10 protein-coding genes, 1 tRNA gene and 1 pseudogene are annotated in these 12,327 nt (G+C 67.9%); 3 read left to right on the top strand and 9 right to left on the bottom strand.

Going from position 1 to position 12,327, the window contains the following annotated elements; genetic code table 11:
• Positions 1-3: 3 nt before the first annotated feature.
• From JK361_RS27670 to JK361_RS27685, 4 genes and pseudogenes are all read right to left on the bottom strand, one after another.
• The gene (locus tag JK361_RS27670) at positions 4-1,296 is read right to left on the bottom strand and encodes a homoserine dehydrogenase (protein WP_201823123.1); all 1,293 of its coding nucleotides are present in this window, start codon (positions 1,294-1,296) and stop codon (positions 4-6) included.
• A gap of 145 nt (positions 1,297-1,441) precedes the next feature.
• Positions 1,442-2,833 (bottom strand): diaminopimelate decarboxylase, encoded by a 1,392-nt coding sequence (gene lysA, locus JK361_RS27675; RefSeq protein WP_201822837.1) that lies wholly within the window; start codon positions 2,831-2,833, stop codon positions 1,442-1,444.
• Between the two features lie 55 nt (positions 2,834-2,888).
• The gene (nrtL, locus tag JK361_RS27680) at positions 2,889-4,316 is read right to left on the bottom strand and encodes an ArgS-related anticodon-binding protein NrtL (RefSeq protein ID WP_201822839.1); all 1,428 of its coding nucleotides are present in this window, start codon (positions 4,314-4,316) and stop codon (positions 2,889-2,891) included.
• 667 nt (positions 4,317-4,983) lie between these two features.
• Positions 4,984-5,496 (bottom strand): annotated as a pseudogene (locus JK361_RS27685) (response regulator); the annotation flags it as partial.
• Between the two features lie 110 nt (positions 5,497-5,606).
• Here JK361_RS27685 and JK361_RS27690 point away from each other — a divergent pair.
• A tRNA-Arg gene (locus tag JK361_RS27690) sits at positions 5,607-5,678 on the top strand.
• 415 nt (positions 5,679-6,093) lie between these two features.
• On the opposite strand, the gene JK361_RS41420 is transcribed toward JK361_RS27690, so the two are convergent.
• The 4 genes from JK361_RS41420 to JK361_RS27710 all read right to left on the bottom strand — a co-directional run bounded on the left by JK361_RS41420 (position 6,094) and on the right by JK361_RS27710 (position 9,164).
• Positions 6,094-6,327: a nuclease-related domain-containing protein gene (locus JK361_RS41420; RefSeq protein WP_307787332.1), complete on the bottom strand. Its 234-nt coding sequence runs from the start codon at positions 6,325-6,327 to the stop codon at positions 6,094-6,096.
• 210 nt (positions 6,328-6,537) lie between these two features.
• Positions 6,538-7,542 carry a hypothetical protein gene (locus JK361_RS27700; protein ID WP_201822841.1) on the bottom strand — a complete coding sequence of 335 codons (1,005 nt, stop codon included), beginning with the start codon at positions 7,540-7,542 and terminating at the stop codon, positions 6,538-6,540.
• A 371-nt stretch (positions 7,543-7,913) separates the two neighbouring features.
• A complete protein-coding gene (locus tag JK361_RS27705; protein ID WP_201822843.1) occupies positions 7,914-8,465 on the bottom strand; it encodes a hypothetical protein in 552 nt (183 codons plus the stop codon).
• 453 nt (positions 8,466-8,918) lie between these two features.
• On the bottom strand, positions 8,919-9,164 hold the full coding sequence (locus JK361_RS27710) for a hypothetical protein (RefSeq protein ID WP_201822845.1): 246 nt from the start codon (positions 9,162-9,164) through the stop codon (positions 8,919-8,921).
• Positions 9,165-9,873: 709 nt separating this feature from the next.
• On the opposite strand from JK361_RS27710, the gene JK361_RS27715 reads away from it, so the two are divergent.
• Positions 9,874-10,344 carry a GNAT family N-acetyltransferase gene (locus JK361_RS27715; protein WP_236053666.1) on the top strand — a complete coding sequence of 157 codons (471 nt, stop codon included), beginning with the start codon at positions 9,874-9,876 and terminating at the stop codon, positions 10,342-10,344.
• A gap of 320 nt (positions 10,345-10,664) precedes the next feature.
• On the opposite strand, the gene JK361_RS27720 is transcribed toward JK361_RS27715, so the two are convergent.
• A complete protein-coding gene (locus tag JK361_RS27720) occupies positions 10,665-11,072 on the bottom strand; it encodes a hypothetical protein (protein ID WP_201822847.1) in 408 nt (135 codons plus the stop codon).
• Between the two features lie 261 nt (positions 11,073-11,333).
• Here JK361_RS27720 and JK361_RS27725 point away from each other — a divergent pair, with 261 nt between their 5' ends.
• A complete protein-coding gene (locus tag JK361_RS27725) occupies positions 11,334-12,083 on the top strand; it encodes a hypothetical protein (RefSeq protein ID WP_201822851.1) in 750 nt (249 codons plus the stop codon).
• The last annotated feature ends 244 nt before the right edge of the window (positions 12,084-12,327 follow it).

Genomic DNA, 12,327 nt, shown 5'->3' on the forward strand with positions numbered 1-12,327 from the left:
TGGTTACTCTCCTTCGACCCGCATGATGCTGGCGACACCCCGCACGGTGTCGAGCTTGCGCAGTGCCTCGACGGTCCCGGACAGGGAGGCGTCGGAGGCCCGGTGGGTGACGACGACGAGAGAGGCCTCGCCGTCCTTGCCCTGCTGCCGAACGGTGTCGATCGACACCCCGTGCTCGGCGAAGACGGTCGCGACCTGAGCGAGTACACCCGGTTTGTCCGCGACGTCCAGGCTGATGTGGTAGCGCGTGACGACCTCGCCCATCGGGGAGACGGTGAGGTCGGCGTACGCCGACTCGCCGGGGCCGGTGGTGCCGTTCAGCCGGTTGCGGCAGACCGCGACGAGGTCGCCGAGAACGGCGGAGGCGGTGGGCGAGCCGCCGGCGCCGGGGCCGTAGAACATCAGCTGGCCGGCCGCGTCGGACTCCACGAACACCGCGTTGTAGGCGCCGCGCACGGAGGCGAGCGGATGGCTCAGCGGAATCATGGCGGGATGCACGCGCGCGGTGACGGACGTGCCGTCCTTGGACCGCTCGCAGATGGCGAGCAGCTTGATGGTGCAGCCCATCTCCTTGGCGGAGCGGAAGTCGGCGGCCGTGACCTCCGTCATGCCCTCGCGGTAGACGTCGTCCAGCCGCACGCGGGTGTGGAAGGCGATCCCGGCGAGGATGGCGGCCTTGGCGGCGGCGTCGAAGCCCTCGACGTCGGCGGTCGGGTCGGCCTCCGCGTATCCGAGGGCGGTGGCCTCGTCCAGGGCCTCCTGGTAGCCGGCGCCCGTGGAGTCCATCTTGTCGAGGATGAAGTTGGTGGTGCCGTTGACGATGCCGAGGACCCGGTTGACCTTGTCACCGGCGAGCGACTCGCGCAGCGGCCGGATCAGCGGGATGGCGCCGGCGACGGCGGCCTCGTAGTAGAGGTCCCGGCCGTGCTCCCCGGCGGCGGCGTGCAGGGCGGCCCCGTCCTGGGCGAGCAGGGCCTTGTTGGCGGAGACGACGGAGGCGCCGTGCTCGAAGGCGGCGGTGATCAGCGTCCGGGCCGGCTCGATCCCGCCGATGACCTCCACGACGACGTCGATGTCCCCGCGTTTGACGAGGGCGGTGGCATCCGTGGTGACGAGCGCGGGGTCGATGCCCTCGCGCACCTTGCCGGTACGCCGTACGGCCACGCCGGCGAGCTCGACCGGGGCCCCGATCCGGGCAGCGAGGTCGTCGGCGTGCGTCGTCATGATGCGCGCCACCTCTGAGCCGACCACTCCACAGCCCAGCAGCGCCACTTTCAGCGGACGCGTACGCATCATCCGACCTCGTTTCCTCATACCGTCTACGGTTGGACCAGTCTCACTCACCGGACGGGAGTTTCTACCCTTCGTCCGGATCGTGAGACATCTATTTCATTTGTACGAGACCGGCAGACCGCAGATCTTCCGGCCCCGCGCAAGGGAGTTACCCGACGTCGAGACGCAGGAGGTCCTCCTCCGTCTCACGCCGGACGATCACCCGGGCCGCCCCGTCCCGCACGGCGACGACGGGCGGCCGGAGCACGTGGTTGTAGTTGCTGGCCATGGACCTGCAGTACGCACCGGTGGCCGGCACGGCGATCAGGTCACCCGGTGCCAGGTCGGCCGGCAGGAACGCGTCCTTCACCACGATGTCCCCGCTCTCGCAGTGCTTGCCGACGACCCGGGCGAGCATCGGCTGGGCGTCGGAGGCGCGGGAGACGAGCACGACGCTGTACTCGGCGTCGTACAGCGCGGTGCGGATGTTGTCCGACATGCCGCCGTCGACGGAGACGTACGTCCGCAGCCCGTCGAGCTGCTTGACGGTGCCGACCTCGTACAGGGTGAAAGCGGTGGGGCCGACGATGGCGCGGCCCGGCTCGACGGAGATCCGCGGGGTCCGCAGCCGGGCGCTCTCGCACTCCCGCGTGACGATCTCGGTGAGCGCCTTGGCGATCTCGTGCGGTTCACGGGGGTCGTCGTCGCTGGTGTAGGCGATGCCGAGCCCGCCCCCGAGGTCGATCTCGGGCAGCTCGACCCCGTGCTCGTCCCGGATGTCCTTGAGCAGCCCGACGACTCGATGGGCGGCGACCTCGAACCCGGACATGTCGAAGATCTGCGACCCGATGTGGGAGTGGATCCCGATCAGCTCCAGCCCGTCGAGCTGCAACGCCCGCCGTACGGCCTCGGCGGCCTGCCCGCCGGCGAGCGGAATCCCGAACTTCTGGTCCTCGTGGGCGGTGGCGATGAACTCGTGCGTGTGCGCCTCGACACCCACGGTGATCCGGATCTGGACCTTCTGCCGCTTCCCCAGCGACTGCGCCGTGTGGGCGACCCGCACGATCTCCTGGAAGGAGTCGAGCACGATCCGCCCGACGCCCGCCTCTATGGCCCGGTGGATCTCCGCGACGGACTTGTTGTTGCCGTGGAAGGCGATGCGCTCGGCGGGCATGCCGGCGCTCAGGGCGGTGGCCAGCTCCCCGCCGGAGCACACGTCGAGGTTGAGTCCCTCCTCGTTCAGCCACCGCACGACGGCCCGGGACAGGAACGCCTTGCCTGCGTAGAAGACGTCGGCGTCCGGCCCGAAGGCGGTACGCCAGGCACGCGCCCGGGCACGGAAGTCGGCCTCGTCGAGGACGTAGGCGGGCGTGCCGAACTCCTCGGCGAGCCGGGTGACGGGGATCCCTCCGACGGTGACCACGCCGTCGTCGTTCCGGCCGACGGTCTGGGCCCACACCTTGGCGTCGAGGGCGTTGAGGTCGGCGGGCGGTGCGGAGTAGTGCCCCTCGGGCAGGACGTCGGCGTGACGGGGTCCTGCGGGGTGGGCGGAACGGCTCATGACGTGACTCTCAGACTCTCTGTCTCTCTCCGGGACGCATCTGCTCTCGGGCGCCTCAGAGATGTTCGGGTGCGTCGATGCCGAGCAGGGACAGGCCGCCGGCCAGCACCGTCCCGGCGGCTTCGGCGAGGGCCAGCCGGGCCCGGTGGGCGGCCGAGGGTTTCTCCTCGCCGACGGGAAGCACGAAGGGCAGCAGGGGCAGCACGGCATCCGCGACGGTGACGAGATGCCGGGCAAGCCGATCCGGGGCACGGTGGGTGGCGGCCACGGCAAGAATCCGGGGGTGGTCGGCGAGGGACGTGAGAAGGGGTCGGACCACGGGGGTGGGGTCTTGGGGGGTGGGGGTGGGAGTGAGGGTGAGGTGGGGGCTTGGGGTGGGGGCGGGGTGGGGGCTTGGGGTGGGGGTGGGGTGGGGGGCGGTGGTCGGGGTGACATGGGGGGTGTTTGCCGGGGGGTGGGGGGCGGTTGGGGCCTTGGCGTGGGGGGCGATTGGGGCCTTGGGGGCGGTCTCGGATTCGGTACCGCTCGCGGGAGGGCGGGCGCCGGTTGGGGTGGGGGCGGTGCCGCTCGCGGTGGAGGCGGTGGCGATCGCGGAGGGGTGGGGGGCGGTCGCGGGCTCGGTACCGCTCGCGGTGGGACGGGCGCCGTTCGGGGTGGGGGCGGTGCCGCTCGCGGTGTCCGCGGGCTCGGTGCCGCTCGCGGTGGGACGGGCGCCGTTCGGGGTGGGGGCGGTGCCGCTGGCGGTGTCCGCGGGCTCGGTGCCGGTGGGGACGGTGAGGGGGCCGGGCTCGGCGGTGAAGCCGAGGCGGGCGGCGTTGCGGCTGAGGGAACGGATGCGGGCGTGGGCGTACCGCACCCGGAACAGCGGATTGCTCTCCCGCTGGACCAGGTGATCGGCGGTGATCCGGGGCCGGTCGTGCGGGGCGGGGTGGAGCAGGGCCCACTGGGCGGCGTCGGGTCCGAGCGGGGCGGGGTCCTCCGGTGCGGGCACGGGCCGCAGATTGACGGGCTCGCCGTGCTCGACGGTGGTGCGTCCGCCCTGCGTGGCCACGATCCGTACGACGGCGTCGGCGACGACCTCGGCCCGCACTTCGTACGGCACGCGCAGCGCGACGACCTGCCCGGCGAGGGCGTCCCCGTACCCGTACCGGGCACCCTTCCGCCGGATCTCCCGCACCAACCCGGTGACGGGATCGGCCTGCGCGTCGAGGCTGATGTTGAGGAACCCGGGCCCGGTGACGACGACGTCCCGGATGCCGGCGGTTTCGGCGAGACGCGGCAGCAGGATCTCGGCGACCCTCCGGGGCGGCTGCCCGGCCGGCCGGGCGAGCTGCAACGCGATGGTGGTGGCGAAGTCCCCGCATCCGCCGGGCCCCGGTTCCGTCACGACGGCACGCTCGGGCACGGCCACATCCAGCTCCCCGGCGTCGACGGCACGGCGCACCGCGTGCAGCACGGTGCGGGAGAGCTCGACGGGGGTCACGGGACAAGCGTAGGGGAGGAGGGGGGTGGGTACGCGAGCCGGTTATGCCTGTTCACCTGCTGTACGTGCCGCCCTGCCCTCAGAAGGTCATGCCACCTGGCACGCCGTCGGACACACCGCCGTCACGGGAGACCCCATGACAGCCGGATGCGACGCCACCGTCCCCGGATCCGCCGCGCCCATCGCCCACCCCGCGCCCGGACGCCCCGCCGCGCCCGGCCCCCTCACGCTCGACGAGGCCGTCACGTCCGGGAAAGCCGCTTTCGTGCGCAGAAAATCCCTCACGACCATGCCCGGAAAAGCTTTCACGACCACGGCCGGGGAAACTCTCAAACTCATGCCCCGGCCCATGTTCATGGCCGTGCCCATGGCTGTGCCCATGATCGTGCCCCTGGCCGAGGGAGCCGCCTTCGTGGCCGGCGGATCCCTGCGCGGGAAACCCGCTCCGACGGGGAGAACACTCATCCCCGTCGATATCGCCATCGCCGCCCTGGTCACCCCCCTCACCAGGCCCACCACGGCCACCAGTGCCACCGCCTCCACCAGGGCCTCCGCCTGCACCATGGTCTCCGCCTCCACCATGGCAACCGGCTCCACCATGGCCACCGTGCTCACCACGACCACCACGATCGCCAGCACGGCCACCGCGGTCGCCTCCGCCCTCTTCTCCCGCTCCCCTTTCTCCCCCGGCCCCTTCCCCGCCACGGCCCTCTCCCCCGGGCCCGTCCCCCCACGCCCCTTCGTCCCCGCTCTTCCGCTCGATGAGGTGCTTCACGAGCCGTACCAGCTCGGCTGGTTCGAAGGGCTTGGCGAGAAAGGCGTCCACGCCGACATCGAGGCCGGTCTCGACCTCGTACTGCGTACACGCGCTGATGATGGCGAGGGGCAGATGGTGCGTACGGGGATCGGCCCGGAGCCGGGCGGCGGTGCGCAGCCCGTCCAGCCGAGGCATGACGACGTCGAGCGTCACGACATCGGGGCGCACCTGATGCACCACGTCCAGACACTCGGCACCATCGGCCGCGGTCACGACCTCTAGCCCTTCCAGCTCGAGGTTGACCCTGATCAGCTGACGGATGACCTTGTTGTCGTCCACAACAAGCACCCGACCCGAAGCGCCTGGCACAACTCGAGAGTAGGTCCGGACCGGCCACCGCGTCCGGGTTTTCCCCACTTCCACCCCGTACAGGGGACCCGCCCGCCCCGCGCGAGGAAACGGGTTCCTGATCACCCCGCCGGACCTGCTAATGTTCTACCCGTCGCCGCAAGCGAGAGCTCAGCGCCCGACACGCCCCCGTAGCTCAGGGGATAGAGCAACGGCCTCCGGAGCCGTGTGCGCAGGTTCGAATCCTGCCGGGGGCACCCATCATGAGGTGCCCAAAGACCCCGTCACCAGCGGAAACGCTGAGGCCGGGGTCTTCGCGTATGTGCGGGCGTGTGTCGTCCGGAGCGGCCGTGTGTCGGCGTCTGTGGACGAGGCGTGGACGGGATCTTGGAGCATCGCCGCAGGTGAGGCCCAGGAAAGGCGAGGGCCAACGACGCCGGGCGCCTCCGCCTAGGACGATGGCGACTCCGCGGGGGCACCGACGGACGTCCACTAGGCTGGCCGGCACCTCGGTGAGGCCCAGCGACTCAGGCCCGCCTCCAAGCCTGGCGATGGCGGGCGATGCTGTACACCTGCTCGACTTGCTCGGTCGTCAGCACACCTGAGACTGGCGCCAGGGCTGCTACTTGGCGCTCCTGATATACCCGCACTTGAGCTGCGTGGCGACCACCTTTAAATCGGTGACGCCGACAAAGACGAGCACTGGCTCCACCGGTACAGGAAAGTCGCAATAGTGCTCAGGCACTCGTACTTGGCCTCTGCCCGGCTCTTGCGTGCGTAGGGCGCCGGTTTCCCGTGATCGACTTTCACAGAGTCATCGCCCACCCACACGACCCTCTTATGGTGGTGCTTTGTATTGATGCTGAAAACTCCCCCGGGCCCGATCAGTAAGTGATCGATGTCCACTTCGTTGGCCAAGGGGATGGAGTGCAGAACGCGCCAGCCGTGGCCGCCCTAAGCGGTTCAGCTCGGCTCCTACTAGCCGCTCCCCTGCTCGCGCGCCGTCGCCCGTCCGCGCCCACAAGGGGCGAAGACCAGGCCGGGGTAAGGGTGAGACGGCCCACCGAGGTCAGAACACCGTCGTGGCTGGGGCCGCCGGCTCCACGGCTCAGCGAATTATCGTGCAAAGCCACGCTCAGGGCCGCGTACGTTTTCTAGAACGGCTGATCCTTGGCGGTCGACCAGCCGAGTGACCGTCTCTTGCAAGATGCCGAAGATAATGGCCCATGCGATAATCTGAGGACCACTGTCCAAGTTCGACAATCCCGGGATGAAGCCACCATGTATAAGCACGAGGCCCATGAGAGCAGCCAAGGCCCCGACAGGAAGCCGGAGAACCACAAGACCTAGCGGAACGGAATACGGGGTTGACGTTCCCTGAATGTTCCTCAGAGAGATTGCGGCGGCGAATGCGGCGGCGCCTGCCCCAAAGCATTCCACCAATAGAAGGTCGCGCCCTGACGGCGCGCCTCCTATGGGGCAAACCATTTGACCCGGATTTGGCTCGAAGCATATATTCCTTACAATTGCCGCCGGATCCTGGAATCCCCAAAAGACAAAAAGGGATGCAATGGCGCCCGTTGCTACGATGGAAGCGACTAGGATATTCCTAAAGCTCCGAGCCCTGGCGCGTTCAAGCTCCTCAGCTGCATGTGCTGCCAGCAATGTGGTGACTGCCAGCTCCCTCATGTCCTCATTGAGCCTGTGTCCGTTTGCTTTGAGGCGCTCCTCCAGCTTCTTCAGACGCGCATCTTCTCTCCCTAGATGCTGCCGGGCCGTAGCAAGCACAAACGGACCCCACTCAGCCAGCTCTTCCTTTGGGGTCAATCGGAGTATCTTCGCTTCTGCTCTGTGGATGTTGGCGAATGCTCGATCAATGTCGGAGCCGGTCAAGACAGACCAAAGCGTCTTCGTGCGGTCTGCGGCCTGCCTTGCGGTGCGCAGGTGGGTGTCCGCCTTGTCGGCGATCTGCCTTGCCGGCGCATCAAGGTTTAGTGCTCGTATTCTATTGAGCTGTGATTGAAGTTCAGCGATGTGCGCGGAAGTGCGCTGCCAAAAAGATGACCTTGAGTATCCCGCTACATCCAGATCTTGGTCTAGTGTTCTATCGTCGGCTGCCACGACAGTGTCTCCCGCATCTGCGAAGGAAATACAGCCAAGTCCAGAAGCCCTCGCCCCTCCCGCGTCTGCACATATCAATTCCAGGCTGATGTCTCCGACTTGTCAACTCCAGCGCAACGCAAGGAGGAGTGGCGAAACGGCGGCAGGGTGACTAAAATTCGCAAAGCTGGTGGAATGCGGTGGAGGGTCGGATCGGTGCCGTTTCAGAACAGATTCAACGTGCGGACGCGCGATCCTAGGTGAGTGACAGTCACGCGATTGATCTGCGAACACTGGTGATGCCATGCCTAAACCCGGATGGCTCGTATTTATCCGGCCTCCACAGGCGTCCTACCAGCACGTTGGTGATGAGGAACGGGCGTTGCGGGTCACTAGACCGTACCTGGGCCGTCCGCCGTTGCATCGAGGGCATTCCGAGCCAGTGTGAGGAACCTGTCCCGGCCGGCGTCCATGCTGGTCTTCATCTGCAGGAGATCCGCACCCGCCAACCTTTCGAGCTCGGGGAGTCTGAATGGCCGGTCCCCGTTCTGAACCTCCCAGAGATGGACTGCACCACTCCAGTCGGCGAAGAGATCACGGACTACCTCAGCCTGAGCTGCAACGTCGGCCGGTCCTTCCAACTGCACCGTGTGACAGGCCTTGACTAACGCGGCCATCAGTTCGTCCGGCACTTGTGTGGCATACATGGTGCTGTGGTGAACTATCGCCACAGAGAGCGGTTCTAGCTCCTGGTACAGCTCGTATGCCGCGTTGATGGGATTGCCGTACGCCTCCCGCCGAACCTGACGGCGCCGGTGAGCGTACTGCGAACGATCTTGACTGCGACCAGTCACCATCGCTGCAACGATCGCCCCGCCGGCGCCAATTGTCGCTCCTAGCAGACCGGCAGCAGAGCCGATGACCGCGACAACCCCCGTGTCCATGGCGGTGATTGTGCCTGCAGAGCACTGCCAGGTGGGGTGATTCACGGAAGGTCTGCTCGACCGCCCGCTCCGAGTCGGACTCGCTGACATCCGCGCTTGACATCAACGGCAGCAGACACCCACGGGCAGCACTGTCCACCAGCACCTAACACCAGGTGGCGCGGGAGCCCAAGATCGGAGACCGGATCGAACTCCGAATGCGGTGGTCAGAGACCGTCGCCGCAGACGGCAGTGACGGCAATACTGACGGCAACGATGGCGGATGCCGGCGGCACTCAGCAGTCCGGCACGGTGCCGGCGGCGTACTGGCTGACCGCCACACCACCATGCGCCCTCACTGACTCCCGCCCTCTCTCGTTGTTTCTCGGTGTTCGCGCACGATCTGTGATAGGTGCGACACGCTCCGCGTGACCCCAGGGCTGCCCTGACCGCGAACGGCCCCACCCGTCCGTGCTAGGGATTGCAGAGTTCGTCCACCGCTTCCTGCCATTCCTTCTGCTTCTTCCTTGCCTCCAGCCAGTTATCCCGGGCCTGGTCGACCTCGGCCTTCTGGGCCTCGATCGCCGTCTCGTCCGGGGGCTGTGCGGCTTCCAACTCGTGGAGCTTGTTCTGGGCGTCGTTCAGCTCGTTCAGCCTGAAGGCTGTCTCCCGTTTGGCCTTTGCAAGGCCGGCCTTGGCGTGCTCGCAGATTGGCGGCAAGCTCGGCATCTTTCCTCCTCGGGAAACCCGCTCGACATACGTAGCTGGACCAGGGGCCGGCCGCGTGCCACCCATGAACGGGACACGACCGCCCGCCGTCCCACACGCTAATGTTCGTCCCGCTCCAGGCCATGGAATCCGCTCGCGCGCGGGGAGGAAGTTGCGCTGTTCGGCGGACGCGCCCCGCGACCGCGGCGCGGCGGCATACGGGGAGCTGTCAGTTCGGTAGCAGCGGCCCGCCGGAAGTCGGGAGTCGGCTCCAAGCTCAAGTAGTGGCGTGTCCTGGCCACTCGCCACGCCGAAACCACGACCCTCTTCGCCCCGTCCGACGGCGACCTCGTATGGCCGTCGGGCGATCGGTCTGACCCTCACCGACCGATCCACACAGAGCTGCGGATCAGAAGGCTTGGACCCCGTCCCGCGGAGACGCTGAGGTCGGGGGCTTTGCTTTTGTGCGGGCATGTGTGGTGCTGGGCGGTCCCAGGGCGGGGGCCGCGGGTTATTCGCGGGCGGGGTCTTGGGTTGTCTGCCCTGGTCGAAGTGGCTGTTTTGTCAGCGGACACCGCCCGGCGTGCCAGTTCCGCTCCGGATCGGCTGCGTCGAATACGCTGCCGACACGGCCAGCCTGACGTCCCTGATACCGGCGCAGGGCGGCGGCTCTTCCGTCGGTCCGTAGGGGGCAGCCGGCGGATGCAGGAAGGGGTGTGGCATGCGGTCCCCAGGCGTGCAGCTGCGGGAGATCACCGACGGCAACCGGGATGCCGTTCGTGCCCTCCGTGTCCGACGTGACCAGAAGCGGTTCGTCGCCTCCGTGTCCAAGTCGCTCAAGGAGGCGGCAAGGAAGCCGGAGGCCAATCCCTGGTATCGCGCCGTGTACCTGGGCGACGAGCCGGTCGGCTTCGTGATGCTGTCGTGGAAGCCGCCGGCTGGTCCCTACCAAGGGCGTCACTTCATCTGGCGCCTCCTCGTCGACAAGCGGCACCAGAGGCGAGGTATCGGCCGGGAGACGCTCACCCAGGTCGCCGCCCTGGTCCGCGCGGACGGCGCCACCGAGCTGCTGACCAGCTACGATCCCGGCGACGGCGAACCGTGGCCCTTCTACCAGAAGTTCGGGTTCGAGCCCACCGGGGACATCGACGACGGGGAGATCGTGCTGCGGCTCGCCTTCCCCGCTCACTGAGCTTCCGCCGCAGACGGAATTCCCGTGAACAGGAGCGTCCGTCGCGGCCGTGCCGTCGGGCCGGTGGGAGGGCTGGCGCTGGCGCTGCGTGTAGGCGCAGTGAGGTGGCCCCGTAGGAGGTCGGGCAGTTGTGCGCTGCCTGGGCGCCGTTCAGGGGCCTTCTGCAAGGCACTGCGTACTGCTTGCTGCTACGAGCTCCGGTGGCGGGCCGCGGCGGTGGGGGCGCCGCCGTGCAGCGTAACGGGGTGCTCCGGAGTTTCCGTTCGACCGGGGACGGTTCAGAGGGCGGTCGCGGCATCGTGGCCGGCTACGGCTCGAAGTCACTCGCCTTTTCGGAAGCACTGCGTGGCGCCGAGCCGTGTATCCAACTCTCTGATGGGGGCCGCCACCTTTTCGCGTTTCTTCAGCCACGCCTGTTCTGCCGCGAACACCTCCTCACCATTGGTGAGCTGCAGCAGGAGCGTTGAGAACTCGCCGTCCGTCTGGCTCAGTTCGTCGAGCTTCGCGACGACTTGGTCTACCTCCGCACCATGCCCCTCGGGACGCCGGTTGTGGGCGAACTGGGACTTTTCCTTCCGTCCGGCCCCGGCGATCTGGGCGACGTCGGCTGCCGCTGCATAAAGCGGACAGCCCTGTATGTCGAGGCTCACAGCGGCCGCGTGCTCGGAGATGTCGGGGTCGGCGCTGTCGGCCCCTTCGCTTTCGTCACCCGATGTCGGAGTGGGCACCGTCGGCCGTGGTGTGCGTGGGCCCTACGCTTCCGGTACACACCGACAAGGGACCTGCTGGTCGGCTCCATCCGCCGCCCCCGTCCACCGCCATTAATGCACGGGTGGTTTTCACAGGTACCACCTCTCGCCGTTCACCGACCTGCCCGAGTTCGTCGTGAAGCCGCAGGAAGCCAGGCGTATCGTCAGAAGGGAAACGTCCACTTCCTCAGGGGAGTGAGGTACATGCCGCGGCCCAGGTACCCCGGGGCTTCCATCGACATGAAGGCCTACGCGGCCACGGGACTCTGCCCGCATTGCGGCCGAAAGGTTCTGGACTCGCCCCTTCCCGGTACGGTGATCGACGCTCTCCGCTATGACCAGTTCCTCCCCGATTCACTGGCGCCGTACGGGGCACCGGTCTCGCTGAGCCGGTTCCGGGCACGGATGACCTGCCAGATCTGTGGAGAGCACTGGCCCGTCCGGCAGCCCTTCCTCGGCAACGGGATGGCACGCCGAAGGCGCGAGAGGCGTACGGGGAGCGTCGATGTGTCCGGTTCCAGGATTCTCGGCATCGAGGAGAGTGGGGAACTGGAAGAGCAGGTCATCGAGATCGAGCGACACCCGTTCACCAACAGCAGCCGTACCGCACCCGCGACGAGGCAGCTCGAGATCTCGAACTCCATCGAGCGGACGGCCCAGATCGACTCGAGCAGCGTCAGCAGGCACGGCGGCGGTGCCACTCTGTCGGTGCTGGGCCTCGGTTCTGTCATGGGGCAGCTGCAGCAGGAGATCAGCCAGCGGTACGCGCTCACCTCCCGTAGCAGCCTCACCGTCCGCGAATCCGTCAGCGTGGAAGTGGCCCCCCGGACTGCCGTCGAACTCGTCGTCGAGTGGAAAACGGTGTGCGCGCGGGGCGATATCCGTCTGGGCACCGGCCGGCGCGGCCAGGACGCCCTGGTCCCCTATCGAGTGCCTGTCAGGCTGACCTTCGTCGCCGAGGTCAGAGACCTGCCGTACCGCGAAACCTGATTCCCGTCGGCTCGCTGGCAGCGTCCGGTTGCGGCGACCTCTTGTAGCGACGCCAAGGCTCGCTGGCCATCGAGGCAAGGGCGGGGCGCGTGGAATATGTGCGGACGAGCGCGGTCGACCGGCATATCGGCTGGTGGGCTCCGAAGCGGGTCGTGTGTCGGTTTCGGCGCGTTCCATGGCGCCTGGGGCGCGTCGTGTGTCGGGGCTGCCGGGTCATGTGTCGGGGTTGCCGGGTCGTGCGTCA

Source organism: Streptomyces musisoli (genome assembly GCF_016741855.1).
GTDB lineage: Bacteria > Actinomycetota > Actinomycetes > Streptomycetales > Streptomycetaceae > Streptomyces > Streptomyces musisoli.